The organism is Arsenophonus nasoniae, assembly GCF_004768525.1.
GTDB lineage: Bacteria > Pseudomonadota > Gammaproteobacteria > Enterobacterales > Enterobacteriaceae > Arsenophonus > Arsenophonus nasoniae.
In genome coordinates, this window is sequence record NZ_CP038619.1 from 37104 (window position 1) to 60368 (window position 23265).

Annotated in this window: 28 protein-coding genes and 1 pseudogene; 16 read left to right on the forward strand and 13 right to left on the reverse strand. The window is 43.1% G+C overall.

What is annotated here, in order from left to right; translation table 11 throughout:
- The first annotated feature begins 27 nt into the window (after positions 1–27).
- The 6 genes from ArsFIN_RS23315 to ArsFIN_RS26790 all read left to right on the forward strand — a co-directional run bounded on the left by ArsFIN_RS23315 (position 28) and on the right by ArsFIN_RS26790 (position 5296).
- On the forward strand, positions 28–372 hold the full coding sequence (locus ArsFIN_RS23315; RefSeq protein WP_026824283.1) for a plasmid mobilization protein: 345 nt from the start codon (positions 28–30) through the stop codon (positions 370–372).
- On the forward strand, positions 362–3118 hold the full coding sequence (locus ArsFIN_RS29035) for an LPD7 domain-containing protein (RefSeq protein WP_026824284.1): 2757 nt from the start codon (positions 362–364) through the stop codon (positions 3116–3118). Before ArsFIN_RS23315 ends, ArsFIN_RS29035 begins: the two co-directional genes overlap by 11 nt.
- A gap of 291 nt (positions 3119–3409) precedes the next feature.
- Positions 3410–3709 (forward strand): hypothetical protein, encoded by a 300-nt coding sequence (locus tag ArsFIN_RS23325; RefSeq protein WP_026824285.1) that lies wholly within the window; start codon positions 3410–3412, stop codon positions 3707–3709.
- 61 nt (positions 3710–3770) lie between these two features.
- Positions 3771–4484 (forward strand): StbB family protein, encoded by a 714-nt coding sequence (gene stbB / locus ArsFIN_RS23330; protein ID WP_026824286.1) that lies wholly within the window; start codon positions 3771–3773, stop codon positions 4482–4484.
- A gap of 15 nt (positions 4485–4499) precedes the next feature.
- Positions 4500–5048 carry a hypothetical protein gene (locus ArsFIN_RS23335; protein WP_026824287.1) on the forward strand — a complete coding sequence of 183 codons (549 nt, stop codon included), beginning with the start codon at positions 4500–4502 and terminating at the stop codon, positions 5046–5048.
- 77 nt (positions 5049–5125) lie between these two features.
- Entirely contained in the window at positions 5126–5296 is a 171-nt protein-coding gene (locus ArsFIN_RS26790; RefSeq protein WP_167876769.1) for a hypothetical protein, read from the forward strand.
- A 438-nt stretch (positions 5297–5734) separates the two neighbouring features.
- Here the strand turns inward: ArsFIN_RS26790 and ArsFIN_RS23340 are convergent.
- Positions 5735–6372 (reverse strand): annotated as a pseudogene (locus ArsFIN_RS23340) (DNA methyltransferase).
- Between the two features lie 33 nt (positions 6373–6405).
- On the opposite strand from ArsFIN_RS23340, the gene ArsFIN_RS23345 reads away from it, so the two are divergent.
- Positions 6406–6651 (forward strand): hypothetical protein, encoded by a 246-nt coding sequence (locus tag ArsFIN_RS23345; RefSeq protein ID WP_135678894.1) that lies wholly within the window; start codon positions 6406–6408, stop codon positions 6649–6651.
- Positions 6652–6790: 139 nt separating this feature from the next.
- Here ArsFIN_RS23345 and ArsFIN_RS23350 read toward each other — a convergent pair whose 3' ends face one another.
- The 5 genes from ArsFIN_RS23350 to ArsFIN_RS23370 all read right to left on the reverse strand — a co-directional run bounded on the left by ArsFIN_RS23350 (position 6791) and on the right by ArsFIN_RS23370 (position 9054).
- Positions 6791–6967, reverse strand: coding sequence for a Rop family plasmid primer RNA-binding protein (locus tag ArsFIN_RS23350; RefSeq protein WP_071846930.1), 177 nt, complete (start codon positions 6965–6967; stop codon positions 6791–6793).
- A 52-nt stretch (positions 6968–7019) separates the two neighbouring features.
- Positions 7020–7208, reverse strand: coding sequence for a hypothetical protein (locus tag ArsFIN_RS23355; RefSeq protein ID WP_135678896.1), 189 nt, complete (start codon positions 7206–7208; stop codon positions 7020–7022).
- Between the two features lie 179 nt (positions 7209–7387).
- Positions 7388–7576 (reverse strand): hypothetical protein, encoded by a 189-nt coding sequence (locus tag ArsFIN_RS23360; RefSeq protein WP_026824291.1) that lies wholly within the window; start codon positions 7574–7576, stop codon positions 7388–7390.
- The gene (locus ArsFIN_RS23365; RefSeq protein ID WP_135678898.1) at positions 7573–8121 is read right to left on the reverse strand and encodes a ProQ/FINO family protein; all 549 of its coding nucleotides are present in this window, start codon (positions 8119–8121) and stop codon (positions 7573–7575) included. The genes ArsFIN_RS23360 and ArsFIN_RS23365 overlap by 4 nt, the downstream gene beginning before the upstream one ends.
- A gap of 3 nt (positions 8122–8124) precedes the next feature.
- Complete coding sequence (locus ArsFIN_RS23370; protein ID WP_135678899.1) at positions 8125–9054, reverse strand: Rpn family recombination-promoting nuclease/putative transposase; 930 nt, start codon at positions 9052–9054, stop codon at positions 8125–8127.
- Between the two features lie 394 nt (positions 9055–9448).
- Between ArsFIN_RS23370 and ArsFIN_RS23375 the strand changes: the two genes are divergently transcribed.
- Positions 9449–10444 (forward strand): IS110 family RNA-guided transposase, encoded by a 996-nt coding sequence (locus tag ArsFIN_RS23375; RefSeq protein WP_135678901.1) that lies wholly within the window; start codon positions 9449–9451, stop codon positions 10442–10444.
- A 354-nt stretch (positions 10445–10798) separates the two neighbouring features.
- On the opposite strand, the gene ArsFIN_RS23380 is transcribed toward ArsFIN_RS23375, so the two are convergent.
- Genes ArsFIN_RS23380 through ArsFIN_RS23390 form a run of 3 tightly spaced genes read right to left on the reverse strand, consistent with a single transcriptional unit; the run spans position 10799 to position 12906 of the window.
- Entirely contained in the window at positions 10799–11605 is an 807-nt protein-coding gene (locus ArsFIN_RS23380; protein WP_135678904.1) for a 3'-5' exonuclease, read from the reverse strand.
- A gap of 55 nt (positions 11606–11660) precedes the next feature.
- Positions 11661–12422, reverse strand: a complete 762-nt coding sequence (istB, locus tag ArsFIN_RS23385; protein WP_135677409.1) for an IS21-like element helper ATPase IstB — start codon at positions 12420–12422, stop codon at positions 11661–11663.
- Positions 12409–12906, reverse strand: a complete 498-nt coding sequence (locus tag ArsFIN_RS23390; RefSeq protein ID WP_246067571.1) for a hypothetical protein — start codon at positions 12904–12906, stop codon at positions 12409–12411. The genes istB and ArsFIN_RS23390 overlap by 14 nt, the downstream gene beginning before the upstream one ends.
- Before the next feature lie 194 nt (positions 12907–13100).
- Here ArsFIN_RS23390 and ArsFIN_RS23395 point away from each other — a divergent pair, with 194 nt between their 5' ends.
- From ArsFIN_RS23395 to ArsFIN_RS23430, 8 genes are all read left to right on the forward strand, one after another.
- A complete protein-coding gene (locus tag ArsFIN_RS23395) occupies positions 13101–13559 on the forward strand; it encodes a hypothetical protein (protein WP_135678353.1) in 459 nt (152 codons plus the stop codon).
- A gap of 9 nt (positions 13560–13568) precedes the next feature.
- Positions 13569–14771 (forward strand): IS91 family transposase, encoded by a 1203-nt coding sequence (locus ArsFIN_RS23400; protein WP_135678014.1) that lies wholly within the window; start codon positions 13569–13571, stop codon positions 14769–14771.
- Between the two features lie 276 nt (positions 14772–15047).
- A complete protein-coding gene (locus tag ArsFIN_RS23405) occupies positions 15048–15506 on the forward strand; it encodes a hypothetical protein (RefSeq protein ID WP_135678353.1) in 459 nt (152 codons plus the stop codon).
- Positions 15507–15515: 9 nt separating this feature from the next.
- Positions 15516–16718 (forward strand): IS91 family transposase, encoded by a 1203-nt coding sequence (locus ArsFIN_RS23410; protein ID WP_135678014.1) that lies wholly within the window; start codon positions 15516–15518, stop codon positions 16716–16718.
- Positions 16719–16994: 276 nt separating this feature from the next.
- Positions 16995–17306 carry a hypothetical protein gene (locus tag ArsFIN_RS23415; protein WP_210409134.1) on the forward strand — a complete coding sequence of 104 codons (312 nt, stop codon included), beginning with the start codon at positions 16995–16997 and terminating at the stop codon, positions 17304–17306.
- A gap of 155 nt (positions 17307–17461) precedes the next feature.
- Positions 17462–18664 carry an IS91 family transposase gene (locus ArsFIN_RS23420; RefSeq protein ID WP_135678014.1) on the forward strand — a complete coding sequence of 401 codons (1203 nt, stop codon included), beginning with the start codon at positions 17462–17464 and terminating at the stop codon, positions 18662–18664.
- A 276-nt stretch (positions 18665–18940) separates the two neighbouring features.
- Positions 18941–19399 carry a hypothetical protein gene (locus tag ArsFIN_RS23425; RefSeq protein ID WP_210409135.1) on the forward strand — a complete coding sequence of 153 codons (459 nt, stop codon included), beginning with the start codon at positions 18941–18943 and terminating at the stop codon, positions 19397–19399.
- A gap of 9 nt (positions 19400–19408) precedes the next feature.
- Complete coding sequence (locus tag ArsFIN_RS23430; protein ID WP_135678014.1) at positions 19409–20611, forward strand: IS91 family transposase; 1203 nt, start codon at positions 19409–19411, stop codon at positions 20609–20611.
- A 561-nt stretch (positions 20612–21172) separates the two neighbouring features.
- Here the strand turns inward: ArsFIN_RS23430 and ArsFIN_RS23435 are convergent.
- From ArsFIN_RS23435 to ArsFIN_RS23450, 4 genes are read right to left on the reverse strand one after another with little or no spacing between them, the layout of a single operon-like run.
- Positions 21173–21349, reverse strand: coding sequence for a Rop family plasmid primer RNA-binding protein (locus tag ArsFIN_RS23435; RefSeq protein WP_071846899.1), 177 nt, complete (start codon positions 21347–21349; stop codon positions 21173–21175).
- A gap of 47 nt (positions 21350–21396) precedes the next feature.
- Positions 21397–21621, reverse strand: a complete 225-nt coding sequence (locus ArsFIN_RS23440) for a hypothetical protein (protein ID WP_135678470.1) — start codon at positions 21619–21621, stop codon at positions 21397–21399.
- On the reverse strand, positions 21596–22186 hold the full coding sequence (locus tag ArsFIN_RS23445; RefSeq protein WP_135678906.1) for a ProQ/FINO family protein: 591 nt from the start codon (positions 22184–22186) through the stop codon (positions 21596–21598). The genes ArsFIN_RS23440 and ArsFIN_RS23445 overlap by 26 nt, the downstream gene beginning before the upstream one ends.
- 3 nt (positions 22187–22189) lie before the next feature.
- Complete coding sequence (locus ArsFIN_RS23450; RefSeq protein WP_135678908.1) at positions 22190–23119, reverse strand: Rpn family recombination-promoting nuclease/putative transposase; 930 nt, start codon at positions 23117–23119, stop codon at positions 22190–22192.
- Between the last annotated feature and the right edge of the window lie 146 nt (positions 23120–23265).

Genomic DNA, 23265 nt, shown 5'->3' on the forward strand with positions numbered 1-23265 from the left:
ATTGCCCCATTTTCAAAGGATGCTGTTATGTCCAAATTAAAAGATAAAGTGGTCGCTTTTCGTCTGTCTCAGGAAGATTTTTCGCATTTTGAGGAAAAACTGCTGACATCGCAGATGACGAGATCGGCTTTTTTTCGTGAAGTATTTTTACAGGCAAATGTAAATCTTACCGTGCAATCTTTACCGTCAAAGGAGTTAGGCCACCTCATGTTTCTCTACAACAAAGCCAGTAACAACCTGAATCAAATCGCCCATCAGGTCAATATTGCCCATCTCACCCAAAAAGTCTCTGAACGACTTTACCGGCAGGTGAATAACGGGCTGATTGATATCAGGGAACTGCTGTTATCAGGAGTCCACGATGTTAATTAGAGTCAAAGGCTATAACGATGGCGGTAAAGAATATCTTGAGGAAGGCAAAAAAAACGGGCGCGATTTATCACGTGAAGAATTGGATGAGCGGGTTATTCTTTATGGGGATCTGGATTTAACCCAAATGATTTATCGACAGATCCCCGATAAGGGACAAGAACGTTACGTTTCTTTTACCCTTTCTTTTCGTGAAGAGTGTGTAGCTAATGAAACCTTACTCGCCCTTACGCAAGAATTTAAAGATTTTCTCATGTACGCCTATGAAGCAGAAGAATACAATTTTTATGCGGAAGCGCATATTCCGAAAATCAAATTTTTGCCCGACAAAAAGACCGGCAAAATGATTGAGAGAAAGCCGCATATTCATATTCTGGTTCTCCGAAAAAATCTTTTATCCGGGCGAGAAATGAATCCTCGTGGCTGGTTCGATTCCCATGTTTCATATTTCGAGGCGTTTCAGGAGTACATTAACCAGAAATATCAGCTTCAATCCCCACGTGAACATATCCGCATCAATCCTACTAATGTAGCGGAGGTGTTATCGCGTTACAAGGGGGATGATTTTCTGAGTAAAAATCGCGATTTCAAACAGAAGCTCGTCACTGAGATTGTCGATAAAGCGATACATACGCGCCACGATTTTTATAACTTAGTGGCTGATTATGGCGAGACCCGCATTCGTAATAAAGGCAAAGAGAACGAATACATTGCCGTCAAGTTGCCGGGTAATGCCAAATTTACCAATTTGAAAGAAACCATTTTCCAGGAGGATTTTATTGTCCGTCGCGAACTGAAAAAACCCCCACTGGATAAACAGGTTATCCAGGAACGGTTAAAGGGCTGGCCGCAGCGCGCGAAAGAAATCAAATATGTCAGTAAAGCCTCATCCAAATTCATCAAACTTTACCAGTCTGCCGCGCCGGCAGAGAAACGATTATTACTGGCGAAACGGCAAATTGACTTTTACGAAAAATATAGGGGTCAGCATGAGTTACACCCTGCCAAACGGCAAAACTATCACCAGCGAAGTCTTGCTGAAACTCAAACAGGACGCATTACCGCATTTGCCGATGGCCTGCAAAGTATGTCCGGCGGCAATGTGGCAGCTCACCGGCACGGTCTCACAGCCGAGCATACGGTGTTTTTGCCGGGTGATGCACACCTTCACCTGGGACAGTCAACATCAGGACGAAGTGATGGATTGCGATCTGATTTATCAGGGGCAGGAAACGGAAGAAGATACACCGATGCAGACCGGTTTACCCACATTCCTGGCATCCCCAGTCTCACCGAATCCCTCGAGCGAGCCGGATATCGAATCAGGGAAGGAATGGGAGGAGCAGTCGCCGGCACGTTGACACTTCCACCTTATGCCTTAAATCCCCATGCAGTGGCCACCCTCGAACAAATACAACAGCGTAGCGACAGCTTCTTTCAGCAAAAAAATCATCAGAAAAAATCGACCGTCGTGTCCCTGGTTCGTAGGGTGATGCCAAAAACAAATAAAAATGCCTCCCATGTCGCCGCCTATTTTTTACGTCGCGCAACAGAAAACCGTATTGAACCCGCTCATCGTCAAGCAATCCATACCATTGATAATCAATTTTTCACTGTTCGTCGGACCATCATGCGGGATGCGCGTTTAACTCGCAAAGAAAAAAGTCAATTCCTGTCAGTGTTAACGTTCGAACGCCTGAAAGCGCATCAGGGTATCAGGCATCCTAATCTACCTTTTGAAATGGAGAAACCCGATATGGGGAGTAAAACTATTCGTCAATTAATTCCATCATCCCGTACGCCGGATAATTCAATTAGCGGCGCTATACCTGATGACAAAGCCATGCCGGCTAAATCGCGCTTTGAATTATTCATTCGGCATTTACAGGCGCAATTAGAGCGAAAAAGCGCGGATAATGAGAAACGCGCAATCTCAGCGTTCGATCTTTACACCAAACGCGCGAAGTTAAGTAAGAACGTACATTATTTGGATAAAAAAACCGATCGCACCTTGTTTGTCGATACCGGTAATGCCATTACGGTCAGAAAAGCGGCGATGACAGATTCAGCCATCATGGTCGCCCTGACACTTGCCAAAGAAAAGTTTGGCAGCACCTTAACGATTAAGGGCAGTCAGGCGTTTAAAGACCAAATAATTGAGGTGGTGGCTAAAAACAATCTGGATATTCATTTCACGGACAAGGGAATGAATCAGCAACTGGAAGCCAGAAAAGCAGAACTGGCGATTGAAAAAACGGGTTCACGTATTGAAAAACCTTACAATCCTGTTGATACAGAAAAAACAACGCTCGATAATCAAAAAGCAGCGTCAGGTGAGCCAGAAAAGGAAACGCAAGCACCCTCAACAGACAAGCTGGGTGTTTTTGAAGGCTATCTGGTTGAACACGGTGCTGCGCCCTTTAAATTTAAACCCGACATGAGCAAACCGGAAGAAAAACGCAATGACAGTTATTTTGTTAAATTGCAACTTGATGATGGCAACGTCAAGACCTTGTGGGGTGTTGGGCTGGAAGATGCCGTCGTGGGCCTTGAAACGAATGAGCCAATTAGACTTGAAGATAAAGGCGTTGTCCCGGTTAAGTGGACAGAAACACAAGCGGATGGCAAATCGGTGAACAAATCCGGTCAACGCCGCATTTGGCAAGCCACTCCTATCGATAGACACCATGAAAATGAAACCGAAACACCGCAATCGGACGCCGATTATGACGGGCCAGAGGTGGCCTGACCGTCGCCATTTTTCTGACAGAAAAATTAACTTGTTTTTGTCTGGGGTTTCAAAGGGGGTCCCCCTTTGGCACGGTCGATTTTACAGTGGGCTTTCGCCCATTGTAAACATCGGTCACGTGCCTCTGGTATTTCAATGACTGATCCAGGCATTCATTAATCTTCACTATTACGCAATAAAAAGCTTTAATACGCAATAGATGGAGGTATAATGCCACTAATAATCATTAGTACGCATTAATATGCTTTAATGAGCATTCTGACAAAAATCGATTAGTCTAAAGGCAAAACAATGAAGGACTGGAGATCAAAATCAAGAATTGGGCGCGCTGTCTTCATAAAACACCTTAATGAGATCAGAGAAAAACTTAACGAAGGAGAGACCAACCGACAAATCTATCTGCACTTAGTTAAAACCTATCAATTTTCTCTCAGTGAATCCCAATTTAACCGCTACATCCAAAAATATTGCGCTGATTTGCTCGCAAAAATACGGTTTGTACCTACAACCAAGAACATGAGTCAACCACAAAAGTTGGATAAAACAACTCAACCCGACACCGTAAAAAAATCCGCAACCCGTCAGATTTAAAAAAATTGAGAGAACAATCTATTAATCTGGAAGACTTAGAAAATTATCAGGAGCCTGAATAATGAAAATTGCCATACTTAATTATACCGGCACCGTTGGAAAAACCACGGTGGCCGCTCACTTATTATCGCCTCGGATGCAAGCACCAATTTTTGCCATCGAATCAATCAATGAAACGGCTCAGGGATTAGGGATTGACGTGGAAAAAATGGATGGCAATAAATTCAGAGCATTATTTAAGAAAATGATGCTTGAAGAAACGGCAATCATCGATATTGGCGCATCTAATATCGAAGAATTCATGAACAACATGATCAAGTTTGATGATTCACATGAAGAATTTGATTTATTTTTAATTCCCGTTACATCGGGCACAAAAGAACAAAAAGAAACGGTGTTGATGATTAATACACTTTCAAGTATTGGCATTGCCAAAGAAAAAATAAAAGTGATTTTCAACAGAGTGGATAATGACGTTGATGAAGAATTTTGTTTTGTGATTAATCATCATAAAAAAGCAAAAAATTTCACTCTGAATAAAGAGTGCGCCATTTTTGAAAATGAGCTGTTTGACGCCTTGTCTATCAAAGGATTAACGGTGGATGCGCTCCTTTCTGACGAAACGGATTACAAATCCTTATTAAAAAATAACAAAGAGGCCAGCGAAAAAGACAGAAATCATTGGGCGGATATGTTTGGCCTTAAAGCCCTGGCTAAAAGCGTTAAACGAAATCTGGATTCCGTTTATGAAAATTTGTTCAACCAAACCAACTAATCGAGATTGAATAGAATGGATGAAAAAGAACCTAATCCAAGAAGTGCCAGAGATGCGCTGATGATCGAGCTAATCGGCGATTTAGGTCGTGTGAACGACCAAATCACCGCATTACCTGCTGATATTAAGTATGCTATAGAAGGGTCATTAAGATTAATTGCCGATGCCGTTGAACAGACCGAAAAAAGTGTTGAGGAGGTACTTGAAAAATATCGGGCAGAAATAAATGCATCGGCTAAAACGGAAGCCCAAAATTTCAAAAAATTAATTGCACAGACGAAAAATGAAATGACCATCACGTTGGCAGAAAATGAGCGCGACAAGAATCACACCCTGTCTGTCATTATGGCGGTTTTGGTGATTTTTAGTACCCTATTTTGCGGTTGTATGTTAGGTTTTTTGTTTTACACGCAACAAAAACATGATGAAAGAATTGAAGGTTATATCGATGCTTATCAGATGCAACAAACCGTATTAAAACGGCTGCCTGAAAAAATCCAGAAGCAATTTGAAGAAGAAAAAAGAAAATTACTAACGCAGGGCAAGCCCTTTGTTCAATCCTGAAATGAATCCAAAAAATTTGGATCCATTTCAGGATTCTATTTTAGATAAATAGCATTTTCATATAAAAGGTTATAGATATGAAAAGGTTAGACAAACTATATCATCATGCAGTGTCATTACTATCTCGTAAGGATTATACCAACGGTGAAATGCGGAGAATTTTGAGTCAATTAACAGAGGACTCTATCGATGTTGAAGTGACGCTCAATAATCTAAGAGATGAGGGTATATTAATGACCAGCGTATAGCTGAAAATATGCTCACTCGTTTTTACGAAAACAGTATGGAGTGACAAGAATTCGACTCGAACTACGTCAAAAGGGATTGCGAGAAATTACTGAAAATTTAATTAATTCTCTGGATATTGATTGGTTTGAGATGGCATCAGAGAGTCGAGTTAAAAGTTTGGTGAAGATTTACCTATTGAGCCTAAGGAAAAGCGAAGCAGATTAGGTATCTCAAAGTCGTGGTTTTCGATGGATATGATTATGGAATCACTCTCTACGGACTGATTAATATCTTGTTTAACTCTAGTTTGATGATTAACGTTTGTTTGAAAAATAGTTTTGAATTCTATTGAGTTATTGATTGTTAGATATCAAGTTCAGTACCTAATCCAACAATCGCGATTAACAACGAAAAATAAATAATAAAACTGGGCGGATAGACCGCCCTTTATTTTCTCTTTAAGCAACACGCCGAGCACGCAAAGCGGCAATACGTTGTTGACCAATGGCATGATATTCAGCAAGAAGCTCAATACCAATATAACGCCGTCCTGAAAGCGCAGCAGCAATACAGGTAGAGCCAGAACCCGCAAACGGATCGAGTACAATTGCGTTAGGCTGCGTAAAAGACTCTATGAGCGGTTGTAAGCTACTAACGGGCTTTTGAGTTGGATGATAAAGATTACCTGTATATTGCCATGACTGTACGTCTTTCATTGGCTTGACGGGCATTACCGGACGGCCTTTCGCCAGCAGATAAGCATTTTCGTGGCTGTGCCCTAAAAACCCAGTTTTCGACGTATAGCGTTTCTTGAAAACGAGATGACCAACAATACGGAAGCCGGATTTTCCACGCATCAACAAATTTTTCAACCCGATTCCAGCCGTAAAACTGACCATCAGACTATTGGGCTCAATACGCGAAACATTTGTTGACAGGCGGGTAGCCATTCGTCAGTTTTGTCATTAGCAATTGAGCGCCCTGAGCGATCCGTGTAATCAACCAGATAGGGCGGATCGGTGAGGATAAAATCGATTGCATTATCAGGAAAAGTTGCCATAATTTTCAGGCTGTCGCCTTGTATAAATCGGGACATGGGAGTGTCTCCTATTTAGTGGGACAGCAGGAGGTGACCCCATGTCACCGTTCCCTTACTGCCGGATGTCACGCAGCCATTGACCATTTGGGGTCAAGTGGAACGTGGAATACCGGAGCCATGTATGGCGAGGATATGCCGCGAAAGCCACTTGAAGGCTTGCCGTCCCCTAAAAATGGGCGTATGGCAAGCTGGCATCGGGCAGTAAGGGAGTCCTTCAAAGTTGAAATTAATTCGATTGATAAATTTGATTTCTGTGCGGGAATTCAATCTATTTAAGCAATAGGCTTTTTTTCACTGTGTTTTTAACACCCTGTAAGGAAACATAAGCGGAGCCGCCATTAGCGGCGACATCCTTATTTTTATGAGTAACTACAATCTTTTGCTTGTTTTTCTGTGCAAAGAATAGGGTGAGTAATCATCTTTCCAGTGTTTTTTTCAAATTAAGATAAAGCTCTTCTGCCATGTCGTACAAATCTTCGCACTCATCTGCACAATCATCCAGATTAAGCTGATTGAGCTTATCTAAGAGTATTAATGTTTGGCTTTTTATAAAACCCGCAATATTCAGGGCTGTTAACTCTTGTTTGGTCATCGATTATAAAAACATTAAGTAAAATTAAAAAGGAAATAGATATTAGGTTATTCTACCCGATGATAAGGATTTTTTCTTTTCCGGCACTGCCTATCAATCGCATGGAGCCGTGCCACTCCGGTAAGTAAATCAGAAACAATTTTAGTTGCCCATTAAGTCGATTACCCAATCCGCCCCAACGCTGAATAAGCAACAAATCACCAAATAAATCATAACAGAGTTCCGCTTTGTCAACGATCACCGAAAACTGATCCACTTTTTATCTAAATCCGATCAATCAAAATTGATCCACCCAATTCTCTTTATGGTTTTTATACCGTAGGCATGGAAGTTACCGTCATAAGGAGTAAAAGCAATTGTACGACTAATCGGCTGATTTTTGAAAATCGCCTGTTGCAGTTTTGATATGGCGTAAAACCCCTATTTGATTTCGCACACTCTTTGGAGGATTTTAAATGTGGCGGCTTTTTGTTTCGGTGAAATGTTATTCCATTGCCGATACGAAGTGATGATATTATTTAAAAAACGGACTTCCCAATTTGTTAGTGTCGGATATTTTTTCCACAAAGTGGCATTTTCAGCATGAGCAATTAATTCAGATTCTTTCATTTGTTTTTATTTCGCCGTGCTAAACGTTGCAGATTATCCTCAACATCGGCTTGGGTGACAATTCCTGATATCTGTCCGGATTTGTCATAACGATTAGCACCTAACTGGATAAGTGCACGATAATCAGCGTGATGACCAATACTCCCTAAACACGCTCTTAAACGCCTTCTGGCTATTGGGAAATCGTTTTCCTTCACTTCTTGCCACATATCCTGCTGGATACCAATTTTCATTGGGCATAACTTGCCTTCAGGGAAAAGATAAGGCCAAAACGTGCTGATTTGTGAAATAGCTTCATCTAACGGCAATCGCTTTTTGGGCGGTGTTGGTGGTTTTGGTGTTTTAACCTTCACTTCCTGTTTAGGTTTTTCAACCAGCTTCTTGGGCTGTTGTTTTACTACCTTTTGGGGTTTCGGTTTTTTTGCCTGTTTTTTGGGCGCAGCATTGACCCAGACCTTTTTACCGTAAACAGAGGTATTTGAGGTCTGCCCTTCCTGTGAAGCCTTTCTAGGACGATTGAGGGTTAATTTCTGACGTTCGGTCATAATTTAATCTTTAAACAGGTTGCTCATTTCAGTATCAGTGAGACCTGTTGATAGTTTCACGATATCTCTTTCTACGCCTTTCTCAAGAAGTTGGCGCGCTATCTTCATCGAAGCCTGTTTTTCGCCTTCAAGTTTGCCTTTTTGTTCACCAATTTGAATACCTTTTTGAATACCTATTTCTTCAATTTGTTGAGCAATAGTCATAAGTGCTCCTTCATGTTTCTCTGATTGTTTGGCTATCTCAGTGATAAATTCCATTGGCTTTTTGGCGTTACCTTCCTGGATGAGATAATTAAACAGTGTAATGACCTGATTATCGGTATAATAATTATACGACAACAGCGTGACAATTTCATTCATAAGCTCTGTCATATCCCGTCGGCGAATGTGCTTCTGGATGAGTTCTAGTAGCGCTATTCGCTTGTGTTGCATAATTTCACCGTCATCAAGCGTGGTCACGTCGACGAGCCTAAACGGTTTGGTATAAATCTTTTCGGCAATATCCCGCCCACTAAAGCAATCGAGCCAATCTGTACTATAGGGGTAAGGACTCTTTTCACCTGTGTAAAACAGTATAGGAAACACTAAAGGTAACTTTTTGTGGCCAGCGTCTAAATGTTTTTGCATCGCGCCCATGCTATAGCGCATCAGTCGCCATGCAATGAGCTTATCAGGCGAAGATTGTGCTTCAATCAAAACATAAATATATCCACTTCCCTTTGAGGTGCTGACTGAATACAGGATATCACTCTGGTAATTTTTCATCTCACTATCGATAAAAGAGCCAGATTCCACTTTGAGGCTATCTAAGTCACACAGCGACTTAATCTCATCCGGTAGCCAGACAGTAAAGAAATCTTTTGCCGTCTCTTTCTCACTTAAAAACTGCTTGAATATCGCGTCATGTGGCGTTGGGGTGAATTTTTTACTCATCCGATATCTTCAATAATTGCTCGCGTCAGATTGAATTATGGCAAACAAACCCGCTATATTAAATACGCTATTTAATCATTACATTTCAGACATCATAATCCAGCCATACAAAAACGCACCCTATCTTCTCAGGGGCGTTTATTTTTTGTTACTAGCAATCCTTTGGCTAATCACAGGAAAATGGCTTGTATCTTGTTTTTTGTGATAGTTAGCTACTATCGCATGAAACAGAGTGAGCTTGTAAAATCGCTAATGGGACAACCTTGTTTCTGAGTTAAAGCCCTCTGTTTCCCCTTTCATGCCAGCATTTAAATTGAACGGTTACCAAGAGCATTGACTCTGTATGTACAAGCAGAATAGGCATGATGGTTTATTATGTGAAAGGAGTATTCTCATGTATCAAGTCGGAATAGATGTCAGTAAAAAAAAGTTAGATATCTGCCTGTTAGCTAAAGTTATTGAGGGAAAACAAAAAACTAAAGTCATAAAAAATGATCAGCATTCAGCTAGGACATTGATTGAGTGGCTGAAAAAACAAAAATGTTTACTCGAAGATGTAAGGATTACTCTTGAGTCCACAGGGACTTATCACGAACAACTCTGCATTGAACTTTATGATATGGGTATTCATATTTCCATCGTAAACCCTTATCGTATAAGAGAATTTGCAAAAGGCATGGGTATTTTAACTAAAACAGATAGAGTCGATGCCTTCGTTTTAGCGTGTTATGGGGAGTTAAAAAAGCCTTCAGCATGGATAGCTCCATTGCCAGAAATTCGAGCATTGAAATCATTGATCAACCGTCGAGAGGCACTTTTAGCTGATTTATTGCGTGAACAAAACCGTCAGGAAAAGACGTTAACAACGTCTACACCAAAGATTGTTAGACAGTCACTTGTTAAGTGCATAAAAATATTAGAAAAAGAGTTGCTGGCTATTGAATCTGAAATTTCTAATCATATTGATAATCATCCAAAATTAAAGCAAGACATGGAATTGCTGACATCAATCAAGTCAATTGGTAATCAGGTAGGTGCCAACATGCTTATGGTGTTAAGGAGCCATGACTTTACTAGTGCAGAACAGGTTGCCTCCTATCTGGGATTAGTCCCTGTAGAACGGCGTTCTGGCACATCTGTTAACGGTCGGGCTCACTTATCCAAAACAGGATCGTCCCAAATTCGCGCAAAATTATACTTCTCAGCCATAACAGCAATACGCCATAACCCACATATCAAGTCATTGTATGATCGTCTATTAGCAAGAGGTAAGTCAAAAATGTCCGCTCTAGGTGCGGCAATGAGGAAATTAGTTCACTTGTGCTATGGAGTATTAAAGACGGGTCTAGCTTATGACCAAAACTACGCCCGCCAAATTTTCGCTTCATAAAATCGATTTTAAGGCATTTTAAATTTTAGTTGGTACGTTTTCATGTCTTACATAGAGAAAATAGCGCTACGGGCTTCCTAGGTGTCTTAAAATCGATTTACAGATGATAACGCAAACTCAGTTTTGGCTTTAATCGACAAACCATCCTCTAAGCTAACTCTATCCGCTCATCGGAGTCTGAGAGCAAGCGAACGGACGAGGAAGCGGAGTTAACCTAAAATTACAGAATAAATAGGTTAATTTTTTGTTAAAAAATTTTTGAAATTCTTAGACGTTAAATTCATGGATTTTAAGGTTGACTTTAAAGACGGTAACTCACAATCGATTACAGGCTGTTTTACAGGCATTCCTGAGTTAAGCTTCTGCCATTTTTTTATTCTCAGCAACGTTAGCCAGAATATTTACCAACAATTTGTTGATGATAAGTGTCTTTTTTGCTCGGGTTACCGAGACATACAGCAAATTCACTTCATCTCTAAAAGCTGCTTTGTCCATTTTAGGGTCAAAAAGATTATTCGGAAAGTCATTATTGATTTCGACAATATCCCACTCTAATCCCTTTGCGCGGTGGGCAGTGGTAACGGTAATACTGGCTTCCTCTTCAGTATCTACGGTTCGTTTACGTAACACATCGACTTTTTTTGGTAATGGCGTGAATTTTTCGATGATTTTGATAGATTGCAACATCTCCTGGTCACCACTGGCATTCGCCATACGCTTATAATTCGAATAATCATGATATTCTGTGTAAAGTCGTTGGTGACTCATCTTTTTTCGCTTGCCGAGTGAAAACCAGTGAAGGTTAATTAATTCATCGATACGATAAGCCTCTATCCCGTTGACCCAGTAGATAGTTGCTTTTTTGCTACTGGCTTCCAGCGCTGAACCAATTACGCCGGCTATCGTTCGACTGAGGATGGCGCGGTGACGAAAACCTTGCTTAGGAACATCAATAAGAATGTCATCTTTTTCACCTCTGCCAACCACCTGATGCGTTTCACCGTTCATGGCTAGTAATGCATTCGCCATATCCGCGATACAGGCACCAAAGCGAAAGCTATGCGTTAACCAGAGTCGGTCAGCATCACTAAGCAAAGGGGCTTTTAACGCATCGACCGCCCCTCGAAAACGATAAATCTGTTGATGGGTGTCAACGATCACCGAAAACTGATCCACTTTTTATCTAAATCCGATCAATCAAAATTGATCCACTGTTTTACTCAGTTATTGCTCCTGAGCGCCGCTTATCTTTCAATCGGTAGCTTTCACCGCTTAATTGCAGTACATGCGAATGATGAAGTAAACGATCAAGCATAGCGGCAGTTAATGTTGCGTCATCAGCAAAAGCACTTGGCCATTGCCCAAATGATAGGTTACTCGTCAATATGACACTGCCATGCTCATAACGCTTGGCAATCACATTGAAAAACAGGTTTGCTTCTTCTCGCCCAAACGGCAGGTATCCAATCTCATCGATAATCAACAACTTCGGGGCCATCACCGAACGTGATAGATATTGTTTGAGCTTATTTTGTCGTTTGGCAGTTGAGAGTTGCAACATCAGTTCAGCTGCCGTGGTAAAGCGGGTTTTCTTCTTGGCCTGTACTGCTTTTAATCCTAACCCAATAGCTAAATGCGTTTTGCCTACACCGCTTGGGCCAAGCAACACGACATTTTCATTACGTTCAATAAACGTTAATGCGCTTAATTCCTGTATGTGTTGTTTGGGGATCCCCGTTGCAAACTTAAAATCGAACGTATTAAGTTCTTTATGTGCTGGGAATCCTGCCATCCGACTCAAAAGATTACGAGTTCGTTCATCTCGTTGTTGTTGCTCACATTTTAACAGGGACAGTAAAAACTCTCCGTAGCTTTTGTCTTGGGCAATGCATTTTTCGGCAAGTGATGACCAATGAGTCGGAATAGAATTTAATTTCAATGACTCACACAGGTGTTCAATTTGTTCATGCAATAACATGTTCACCTCCCAGTAATGCTTCGTATACGCTGATTGAGTGTTGCAAACTGACAGATTCAAGGGGCGGTACGATAGGGATATTAAGCGTATTAGTCTGTGGGATAGATTGGCAAACCCTTGCTGGTAAGGGTAGAAGATACTTAACTTCCTTAGCTAATCTATCTGCTGGCTTCTCTAACGTTGTTCCATGAATTCGCTGATGGGCAACGCGTTGTAACCATGGACCCACTTTTGCATTAGCTATTTCAATATCCAGTTCAAGATTATGAGCACGAAGGTCGGTGTTTAATGGCACGATAAAGCTGTTTTTTAAATAGTGGTTAAAGCGCTCTACTTTCCCTTTCGTTTTTGCCCTGTAGGGCTTGCAAGCCTTCAATTTAAACCCGTAATCTTTCGACATTTGAAGCATTTCGACATGTAATTTATGATCACCTTCTGCATAAGCATCCCGTTCGATGATGAGGGATTTTGCGTTATCACACAATACTTCCTGTGGTACACCACCAAAGTAGTCGAAAGCTTCTCTTAAACCTTGCTGCCACGATTCTGCTCGTTCATTATCAAAGAACGTAGCACGCTACGCGTGAGCGGCGCAGCGGTGCTGCTTCGGGGATGTTAATGAGTTAAGTACTGTTTTATACTCTGCAGTAGGTTAATTTTTTTCAGGGATTCATCTCGATGGCTCGCAATAAATCTCCCAGAAAGCGTAAACCGGTTAAATCAGGCAGGCTGCCCGTCACTTCACGTGCCACAGCGCCTGTTTATCCGAAACGTTTTATGCTCTCTCTCCCACCCGAAAATGATGATGACAGACCGCCTGAATTTTTTTATGACACCCTAAAAGAAGCCATACGCCACTGCCTCCGACTCGGCCCCCAATTTTTTCTCGACACGCAGTATTACCCGCCGCTAGTCACGATTATCAGGGGTTTTAAACAACGCCAAGACCAAGCCGATGACGCTGGATACGACTACACTGAGGGGGGAATAACTGAAAGTCTGCCTGCCGATGAATTCATCACCTATACGGAGCTAGGAATAATCCCTGTTTCCTTTGAACCCTGGGATAAACACACCGATAACTGGGCTGACGAATCTGGCAATTTCTGTTTCTTTGGCAAGATGCCCATAAGGTAATTGAGTCAGATGTATATCCCTCGTCCTGCTAAACTACTTTTCACCATTGATGACGGTTGGAATAAATTCCTCGAAAAATACGGCGATAGCGTTAGTTCGTGGACGAGTTTATCTGTGGAGCGCATGCTTGCCTGCGGCACTTGTGCCATGGGTGTCCGGCGCTATTGTTGCGCTTCGTCTGATTGTTCTCACAGCCGTTTTTTCTGCCAAAGCTGTAAGTCAAAAGCCTGCAGTTCATGTGGCTTTAAAGCCACCGAGCAGTGGTTAGCACAGCAGGTTCATATTTTACCCGACTGCGACTGGCAACACATTACTTTCACCATGCCACATCTCCTTTGGCCTTTTTTTAACAATAACTGGCCGCTACTTAATGCTCTGTTTCGGGCAGCCACTCGAGCTATGCTGCAGTTGGCTCGCAAACAGGGTATCGAAATTGGTATTTTCTGTGCCTTGCATACTTATGGCCGGCAACTCAATCAACATCCGCATGTTCATGTTTCCGTCACTCGAGGGGGTTTGGATAGTAAACATAGTGTATGGCGAAAGCTGTTTTTCAAAAAAAAGGATGTCGAAGAAATCTGGCGAGGGGCTGTTATCCGACTACTGCGTCACAGTTATGATTTAATTAACCCTGGCCTTCTTCCCGGTCTTGGCCATATCCGTGACAAAAAACATTGGCGGCGTTACTTGAGGGCGCAGTACGGACGTTATTGGAAAGTGCACTTTGCTAAAAAAACGAAAGGGGCATGGCATAGTGTTAAGTACCTCGGTCGCTACCTTAAACGCCCACCGGTATCTGCGTCAAAACTGCGGCATTACCGAGGGGGTGCCGTTGTTCATCACTACCATGACCACCGAACTGGCCAGCATCGGCAGCAGACTCTGCCGCAGGAAGAGATGATTAGACGCTATATAAGCCATATTCCGGCCAGGCATTTTAAAATGGTGCGTTACTCTGGTTTTTTGTCGAATCGTAAACGAGGAAAACTATTGCCGAAAGTGTATAAGGCACTTGAGATGACGGCACGTAAAAAACCGGAGAACCCAGGTTTTTCTGTGCTGATGAAAGGATTTCTGCGTACCGATCCGTACAAATGTATTCTGTGTGGCGACAGGCTGCTTTTCACCGGGGCGCAAATGGGTAAAAAAGCAACGGAATTGTTGTCAGAAAGACTGCATAACCTGGAGAAAAAGCGATGGTTACGCAGCTAAACGCAGGATCAATGTGTCTAAAATAAGGAAATCAGGTTAGAAATTACACTCTCTGAGGAAATGTTAACTGGCACTAAACACAATAAATCGATCCCCATCTCCTTTTTGCAATAAGGGATGGCTTTTGCTACTCACTTTAAAAGCGATTCAATTTCCTAACCATGAACGTAGCACGCTACGCGTGAGCGGCGCAGCGGTGCTGCTTCGGGGATGTTAATGAGTTGAGTACTGTTTTATACTCTGCAGTAGGTTAATTTTTTTCAGGGATTCATCTCGATGGCTCGCAATAAATCTCCCAGAAAGCGTAAACCGGTTAAATCAGGCAGGCTGCCCGTCACTTCACGTGCCACAGCGCCTGTTTATCCGAAACGTTTTATGCTCTCTCTCCCACCCGAAAATGATGATGACAGACCGCCTGAATTTTTTTATGACACCCTAAAAGAAGCCATACGCCACTGCCTCCGACTCGGCCCCCAATTTTTTCTCGACACGCAGTATTACCCGCCGCTAGTCACGATTATCAGGGGTTTTAAACAACGCCAAGACCAAGCCGATGACGCTGGATACGACTACACTGAGGGGGGAATAACTGAAAGTCTGCCTGCCGATGAATTCATCACCTATACGGAGCTAGGAATAATCCCTGTTTCCTTTGAACCCTGGGATAAACACACCGATAACTGGGCTGACGAATCTGGCAATTTCTGTTTCTTTGGCAAGATGCCCATAAGGTAATTGAGTCAGATGTATATCCCTCGTCCTGCTAAACTACTTTTCACCATTGATGACGGTTGGAATAAATTCCTCGAAAAATACGGCGATAGCGTTAGTTCGTGGACGAGTTTATCTGTGGAGCGCATGCTTGCCTGCGGCACTTGTGCCATGGGTGTCCGGCGCTATTGTTGCGCTTCGTCTGATTGTTCTCACAGCCGTTTTTTCTGCCAAAGCTGTAAGTCAAAAGCCTGCAGTTCATGTGGCTTTAAAGCCACCGAGCAGTGGTTAGCACAGCAGGTTCATATTTTACCCGACTGCGACTGGCAACACATTACTTTCACCATGCCACATCTCCTTTGGCCTTTTTTTAACAATAACTGGCCGCTACTTAATGCTCTGTTTCGGGCAGCCACTCGAGCTATGCTGCAGTTGGCTCGCAAACAGGGTATCGAAATTGGTATTTTCTGTGCCTTGCATACTTATGGCCGGCAACTCAATCAACATCCGCATGTTCATGTTTCCGTCACTCGAGGGGGTTTGGATAGTAAACATAGTGTATGGCGAAAGCTGTTTTTCAAAAAAAAGGATGTCGAAGAAATCTGGCGAGGGGCTGTTATCCGACTACTGCGTCACAGTTATGATTTAATTAACCCTGGCCTTCTTCCCGGTCTTGGCCATATCCGTGACAAAAAACATTGGCGGCGTTACTTGAGGGCGCAGTACGGACGTTATTGGAAAGTGCACTTTGCTAAAAAAACGAAAGGGGCATGGCATAGTGTTAAGTACCTCGGTCGCTACCTTAAACGCCCACCGGTATCTGCGTCAAAACTGCGGCATTACCGAGGGGGTGCCGTTGTTCATCACTACCATGACCACCGAACTGGCCAGCATCGGCAGCAGACTCTGCCGCAGGAAGAGATGATTAGACGCTATATAAGCCATATTCCGGCCAGGCATTTTAAAATGGTGCGTTACTCTGGTTTTTTGTCGAATCGTAAACGGGGAAAACTATTGCCGAAAGTGTATAAGGCACTTGAGATGACGGCACGTAAAAAACCGGAGAACCCAGGTTTTTCTGTGCTGATGAAAGGATTTCTGCGTACCGATCCGTACAAATGTATTCTGTGTGGCGACAGGCTGCTTTTCACCGGGGCGCAAATGGGTAAAAAAGCAACGGAATTGTTGTCAGAAAGACTGCATAACCTGGAGAAAAAGCGATGGTTACGCAGCTAAACGCAGGATCAATGTGTCTAAAATAAGGAAATCAGGTTAGAAATTACACTCTCTGAGGAAATGTTAACTGGCACTAAACACAATAAATCGATCCCCATCTCCTTTTTGCAATAAGGGATGGCTTTTGCTACTCACTTTAAAAGCGATTCAATTTCCTAACCATGAACGTAGCACGCTACGCGTGAGCGGCGCAGCGGTGCTGCTTCGGGGATGTTAATGAGTTGAGTACTGTTTTATACTCTGCAGTAGGTTAATTTTTTTCAGGGATTCATCTCGATGGCTCGCAATAAATCTCCCAGAAAGCGTAAACCGGTTAAATCAGGCAGGCTGCCCGTCACTTCACGTGCCACAGCGCCTGTTTATCCGAAACGTTTTATGATCTCTCTCCCACCCGAAAATGATGATGACAGACCGCCTGAATTTTTTTATGACACCCTAAAAGAAGCCATACGCCACTGCGTCCGACTCGGCCCCCAATTTTTTCTCGACACGCAGTATTACCCGCCGCTAGTCACGATTATCAGGGGTTTTGAACAACGCCAAGACCAAGCCGATGACGCTGGATACGACTACACTGAGGGGGAATAACTGAAAGTCTGCCTGCCGATGAATTCATTACCTATACGGAGCTAGGAATAATCCCTGTTTCCTTTGAACCCTGGGATAAACACACCGATAACTGGGCTGACGAATCTGACAATTTCTGTTTCTTTGGCAAGATGCCCATAAGGTAATTGAGTCAGATGTATATCCCTCGTCCTGCTAAACTACTTTTCACCATTGATGACGGTTGGAATAAATTCCTCGAAAAATACGGCGATAGCGTTAGTTCGTGGACGAGTTTATCTGTGGAGCGCATGCTTGCCTGCGGCACTTGTGCCATGGGTGTCCGGCGCTATTGTTGCGCTTCGTCTGATTGTTCTCACAGCCGTTTTTTCTGCCAAAGCTGTAAGTCAAAAGCCTGCAGTTCATGTGGCTTTAAAGCCACCGAGCAGTGGTTAGCACAGCAGGTTCATATTTTACCCGACTGCGACTGGCAACACATTACTTTCACCATGCCACATCTCCTTTGGCCTTTTTTTAACAATAACTGGCCGCTACTTAATGCTCTGTTTCGGGCAGCCACTCGAGCTATGCTGCAGTTGGCTCGCAAACAGGGTATCGAAATTGGTATTTTCTGTGCCTTGCATACTTATGGCCGGCAACTCAATCAACATCCGCATGTTCATGTTTCCGTCACTCGAGGGGGTTTGGATAGTAAACATAGTGTATGGCGAAAGCTGTTTTTCAAAAAAAAGGATGTCGAAGAAATCTGGCGAGGGGCTGTTATCCGACTACTGCGTCACAGTTATGATTTAATTAACCCTGGCCTTCTTCCCGGTCTTGGCCATATCCGTGACAAAAAACATTGGCGGCGTTACTTGAGGGCGCAGTACGGACGTTATTGGAAAGTGCACTTTGCTAAAAAAACGAAAGGGGCATGGCATAGTGTTAAGTACCTCGGTCGCTACCTTAAACGCCCACCGGTATCTGCGTCAAAACTGCGGCATTACCGAGGGGGTGCCGTTGTTCATCACTACCATGACCACCGAACTGGCCAGCATCGGCAGCAGACTCTGCCGCAGGAAGAGATGATTAGACGCTATATAAGCCATATTCCGGCCAGGCATTTTAAAATGGTGCGTTACTCTGGTTTTTTGTCGAATCGTAAACGGGGAAAACTATTGCCGAAAGTGTATAAGGCACTTGAGATGACGGCACGTAAAAAACCGGAGAACCCAGGTTTTTCTGTGCTGATGAAAGGATTTCTGCGTACCGATCCGTACAAATGTATTCTGTGTGGCGACAGGCTGCTTTTCACCGGGGCGCAAATGGGTAAAAAAGCAACGGAATTGTTGTCAGAAAGACTGCATAACCTGGAGAAAAAGCGATGGTTACGCAGCTAAACGCAGGATCAATGTGTCTAAAATAAGGAAATCAGGTTAGAAATTACACTCTCTGAGGAAATGTTAACTGGCACTAAACACAATAAATCGATCCCCATCTCCTTTTTGCAATAAGGGATGGCTTTTGCTACTCACTTTAAAAGCGATTCAATTTCCTAACCATGAACGTAGCACGCTACGCGTGAGCGGCGCAGCGGTGCTGCTTCGGGGATGTTAATGAGTTGAGTACTGTTTTATACTCTGCAGTAGGTTAATTTTTTTCAGGGATTCATCTCGATGGCTCGCAATAAATCTCCCAGAAAGCGTAAACCGGTTAAATCAGGCAGGCTGCCCGTCACTTCACGTGCCACAGCGCCTGTTTATCCGAAACGTTTTATGCTCTCTCTCCCACCCGAAAATGATGATGACAGACCGCCTGAATTTTTTTATGACACCCTAAAAGAAGCCATACGCCACTGCGTCCGACTCGGCCCCCAATTTTTTCTCGACACGCAGTATTACCCGCCGCTAGTCACGATTATCAGGGGTTTTGAACAACGCCAAGACCAAGCCGATGACGCTGGATACGACTACACTGAGGGGGTAATAACTGAAAGTCTGCCTGCCGATGAATTCATCACCTATACGGAGCTAGGAATAATCCCTGTTTCCTTTGAACCCTGGGATAAACACACCGATAACTGGGCTGACGAATCTGACAATTTCTGTTTCTTTGGCAAGATGCCCATAAGGTAATTGAGTCAGATGTATATCCCTCGTCCTGCTAAACTACTTTTCACCATTGATGACGGTTGGAATAAATTCCTCGAAAAATACGGCGATAGCGTTAGTTCGTGGACGAGTTTATCTGTGGAGCGCATGCTTGCCTGCGGCACTTGTGCCATGGGTGTCCGGCGCTATTGTTGCGCTTCGTCTGATTGTTCTCACAGCCGTTTTTTCTGCCAAAGCTGTAAGTCAAAAGCCTGCAGTTCATGTGGCTTTAAAGCCACCGAGCAGTGGTTAGCACAGCAGGTTCATATTTTACCCGACTGCGACTGGCAACACATTACTTTCACCATGCCACATCTCCTTTGGCCTTTTTTTAACAATAACTGGCCGCTACTTAATGCTCTGTTTCGGGCAGCCACTCGAGCTATGCTGCAGTTGGCTCGCAAACAGGGTATCGAAATTGGTATTTTCTGTGCCTTGCATACTTATGGCCGGCAACTCAATCAACATCCGCATGTTCATGTTTCCGTCACTCGAGGGGGTTTGGATAGTAAACATAGTGTATGGCGAAAGCTGTTTTTCAAAAAAAAGGATGTCGAAGAAATCTGGCGAGGGGCTGTTATCCGACTACTGCGTCACAGTTATGATTTAATTAACCCTGGCCTTCTTCCCGGTCTTGGCCATATCCGTGACAAAAAACATTGGCGGCGTTACTTGAGGGCGCAGTACGGACGTTATTGGAAAGTGCACTTTGCTAAAAAAACGAAAGGGGCATGGCATAGTGTTAAGTACCTCGGTCGCTACCTTAAACGCCCACCGGTATCTGCGTCAAAACTGCGGCATTACCGAGGGGGTGCCGTTGTTCATCACTACCATGACCACCGAACTGGCCAGCATCGGCAGCAGACTCTGCCGCAGGAAGAGATGATTAGACGCTATATAAGCCATATTCCGGCCAGGCATTTTAAAATGGTGCGTTACTCTGGTTTTTTGTCGAATCGTAAACGGGGAAAACTATTGCCGAAAGTGTATAAGGCACTTGAGATGACGGCACGTAAAAAACCGGAGAACCCAGGTTTTTCTGTGCTGATGAAAGGATTTCTGCGTACCGATCCGTACAAATGTATTCTGTGTGGCGACAGGCTGCTTTTCACCGGGGCGCAAATGGGTAAAAAAGCAACGGAATTGTTGTCAGAAAGACTGCATAACCTGGAGAAAAAGCGATGGTTACGCAGCTAAACGCAGGATCAATGTGTCTAAAATAAGGAAATCAGGTTAGAAATTACACTCTCTGAGGAAATGTTAACTGGCACTAAACACAATAAATCGATCCCCATCTCCTTTTTGCAATAAGGGATGGCTTTTGCTACTCACTTTAAAAGCGATTCAATTTCCTAACCATGGACAGCAGGAGGTGACCCCGTGTCACCGTTCCCTTACTGCCCGATGTCACGAAGCCATTGACCATTTGGGGTCAAGTGGAACGTGGAATACCGGAGCCATGTATGGCGAGGATATGCCGCGAAAGCCACTTTAAGGCTTGCCGTCCCCTAAAAATGGGCGTATGGCAAGCTGGCATCGGGCAGTAAGGGAAATCCTTCAAATTTTAAATTAATGCGATGGATAAATCTGATTTACAGGCGGAATTCAATTTATTTAAGCGATACGCTTTTTTTCACTATGCTTCTGACATCCCGTAGGGAAACATAAGCGGAGCCGCCATTAGCGGCGACATCCTTATTTTTATGAGTAATTACAATCTTTTGTTTGTTTTTCTGTGCAAAAAATAGGAGTGAGTAATTATCTTTCCAGTGTTCTCTTCAAATTAAGATAAAGTGCTTCTGCCATGTCGTGCAATTCTTCGCACTCATCTGCACAATCATCCAGATTAAGTTGATTGAGCTTATCTAAGAGTATTAATGTCTGGCTTTTGATAAAACCCGCCATATTCAGGGCTGTTAACTCTTGTTTGGTCATCGATTATAAAAACATTAAGTAAAATTAAAAAGGAAATAGATATTAGGTTATTCTACCCGATGATAAGGATTTTTTCTTTTCCGGCGCTGCCTATCAATCACGTGGAGCTGTGCAACTCCGGTCAGTAAATCAGAAACGACTTTCGTATTTTGTCCATTAAGTCGATTACCCAATCCGCCCCAACGCTGAATAAGCAATAAATCACCAAATAAATCATAACAGAGTTCCGCTTCATACCAGCGAGCATCATTTTCCCAACGCCAAACTAACATAACCATCAACAGGTTGTTTAGGCGATTTATTAAGTCTGTCCAGACGCTTTAGATTATCCTCAACATCGGCTTGGGTGACCTCTCCGGCTATCTGACCGTCTTTGTCATAACGAAACGCCCCTAACTGGATAAGTGCGCGATAATCAGTATGATGCTCAATACTCCCTAAACAGGCTCTCAAACGCCTTCTGGCTATTGGTAAGCCCTTTTCTTTCACTTCTTGCCACATATCTTGTTGTATACCAATTTTCATTGGGCATAACTTGCCATCAGGAAATAGACTAGGCCAAAAAGTGGTTATCTGGGAAATCGCTTCTTCTAACGGCAATCGCTTTTTAGGCGGTGTCAGTGGTTTTGGAATTTTAACCTTCACTTCCTGTTTAGGTTTTTCAACCACCTTTTTGGGGTGCTGTTTTGCTACTTTGGGAGGATGAGGCTTTTTTGCCTGTTTTTTGGGCGTAGCATTCACCCAGACCTTTTTACCGTAAACTGAGTTACTTTGGGGCTGCTCTTCTTGTGAAGCCTTTCCAGGACGACTGATGCTTAATTTCTGGCGTTCTGTCATGGTTTAATCTTTAAACAGGTTGCTCATTTCAGTATCAGTCAAACCCGTTGATAGTTTCACGATATCTCTTTCTACGCCTTTCTCAAGAAGTTGGCGCGCTATCTTCATCGAAGCCTGTTTTTCACCCTCTTGAACGCCATCATTTTTGCCTAATTGGTAACCTTCCAGTTTGCCTTCTTGTCTTAATGCTTGAGCAATAGTCATAAGTGCTCCTTCGTGTTTCTCTGATTGTTTGGCTATCTCGGTGATAAATTCCATCGGTTTTTTAGCATTACCTTCCTGAATGAGATAGTTAAACAGTGTAATAACCTGATTATCGGTATAATAATTATACGACAACAGCGTGACAATTTCATTCATAAGCTCTGTCATATCCCGTCTACGAATGTGCTTCTGGATGAGTTCTAGCAATGCTATTCGTTTGTGATGCATTATTTCGCCATCATCAAGCGTGGTGACATCAACGAGCCTAAACGGTTTGGTATATATTTTTTCGGCAATATCCCGCCCACTAAAGCAGTCGAACCAATCTGTACTATAGGGGTAAGGACTTTGTTCACCACAGTAAAAGAGTATTGGAAATACCAACGGTAATTGTTTGTTGCCGGCTTCTAAATGCTTTTGCATGGCAGCCATACTATAGCGCATGAGTCGCCATGCCATGAGCTTATCAGGGGTGGACTGGTGCTCAATCAAAACATAGATATATCCATTTCCCTTTGAGGTTCTGACTGAATACAAAATATCACTCTGGTAATTTTTCATCTCACTATCGATAAAAGAGCCAGATTCCACTTTGAGGCTATCTAAGTCACACAGCGCTTTAATCTCATCGGGTAGCCAAATGTCGAAGAAGTCTTTTGCCGTCTCTTTCTCACTTAAAAACTGCTTGAATATAGCATCATGGGGCGTTGGGGTGAATTTTTTACTCATCCGATATCTTCAGTAATTGCTCGCGTCAGATTGAATTATGGCAAACAAACCCGCTATATTAAATACGCTATTTATTCATTACATTTCATACATCATAATCCAGCCATAGAAAAACGCACCCTATTCTTCTCAGGTGCGTCTATTTT

Coding starts and splice junctions, on each gene's coding strand:
- ArsFIN_RS23365 (WP_135678898.1), bottom strand. CDS start 8,121: ATGACCGAACGTCAGAAATTAACCCTCAATCGTCCTAGAAAGGCTTCA.
- ArsFIN_RS23325 (WP_026824285.1), top strand. CDS start 3,410: ATGAAGGACTGGAGATCAAAATCAAGAATTGGGCGCGCTGTCTTCATA.
- ArsFIN_RS23445 (WP_135678906.1), bottom strand. CDS start 22,186: ATGACAGAACGCCAGAAATTAAGCATCAGTCGTCCTGGAAAGGCTTCA.
- ArsFIN_RS23430 (WP_135678014.1), top strand. CDS start 19,409: ATGTATATCCCTCGTCCTGCTAAACTACTTTTCACCATTGATGACGGT.
- ArsFIN_RS23350 (WP_071846930.1), bottom strand. CDS start 6,967: ATGACCAAACAAGAGTTAACAGCCCTGAATATTGCGGGTTTTATAAAA.
- ArsFIN_RS23415 (WP_210409134.1), top strand. CDS start 16,995: ATGGCTCGCAATAAATCTCCCAGAAAGCGTAAACCGGTTAAATCAGGC.
- stbB (WP_026824286.1), top strand. CDS start 3,771: ATGAAAATTGCCATACTTAATTATACCGGCACCGTTGGAAAAACCACG.
- ArsFIN_RS23405 (WP_135678353.1), top strand. CDS start 15,048: ATGGCTCGCAATAAATCTCCCAGAAAGCGTAAACCGGTTAAATCAGGC.
- ArsFIN_RS23440 (WP_135678470.1), bottom strand. CDS start 21,621: ATGTTAGTTTGGCGTTGGGAAAATGATGCTCGCTGGTATGAAGCGGAA.
- ArsFIN_RS23425 (WP_210409135.1), top strand. CDS start 18,941: ATGGCTCGCAATAAATCTCCCAGAAAGCGTAAACCGGTTAAATCAGGC.
- ArsFIN_RS23335 (WP_026824287.1), top strand. CDS start 4,500: ATGGATGAAAAAGAACCTAATCCAAGAAGTGCCAGAGATGCGCTGATG.
- ArsFIN_RS23450 (WP_135678908.1), bottom strand. CDS start 23,119: ATGAGTAAAAAATTCACCCCAACGCCCCATGATGCTATATTCAAGCAG.
- ArsFIN_RS23420 (WP_135678014.1), top strand. CDS start 17,462: ATGTATATCCCTCGTCCTGCTAAACTACTTTTCACCATTGATGACGGT.
- ArsFIN_RS23400 (WP_135678014.1), top strand. CDS start 13,569: ATGTATATCCCTCGTCCTGCTAAACTACTTTTCACCATTGATGACGGT.
- ArsFIN_RS23410 (WP_135678014.1), top strand. CDS start 15,516: ATGTATATCCCTCGTCCTGCTAAACTACTTTTCACCATTGATGACGGT.
- ArsFIN_RS23315 (WP_026824283.1), top strand. CDS start 28: ATGTCCAAATTAAAAGATAAAGTGGTCGCTTTTCGTCTGTCTCAGGAA.
- ArsFIN_RS26790 (WP_167876769.1), top strand. CDS start 5,126: ATGAAAAGGTTAGACAAACTATATCATCATGCAGTGTCATTACTATCT.
- ArsFIN_RS23370 (WP_135678899.1), bottom strand. CDS start 9,054: ATGAGTAAAAAATTCACCCCAACGCCACATGACGCGATATTCAAGCAG.
- ArsFIN_RS23375 (WP_135678901.1), top strand. CDS start 9,449: ATGTATCAAGTCGGAATAGATGTCAGTAAAAAAAAGTTAGATATCTGC.
- ArsFIN_RS29035 (WP_026824284.1), top strand. CDS start 362: ATGTTAATTAGAGTCAAAGGCTATAACGATGGCGGTAAAGAATATCTT.
- ArsFIN_RS23435 (WP_071846899.1), bottom strand. CDS start 21,349: ATGACCAAACAAGAGTTAACAGCCCTGAATATGGCGGGTTTTATCAAA.
- ArsFIN_RS23395 (WP_135678353.1), top strand. CDS start 13,101: ATGGCTCGCAATAAATCTCCCAGAAAGCGTAAACCGGTTAAATCAGGC.
- istB (WP_135677409.1), bottom strand. CDS start 12,422: ATGTTATTGCATGAACAAATTGAACACCTGTGTGAGTCATTGAAATTA.
- ArsFIN_RS23360 (WP_026824291.1), bottom strand. CDS start 7,576: ATGAAAGAATCTGAATTAATTGCTCATGCTGAAAATGCCACTTTGTGG.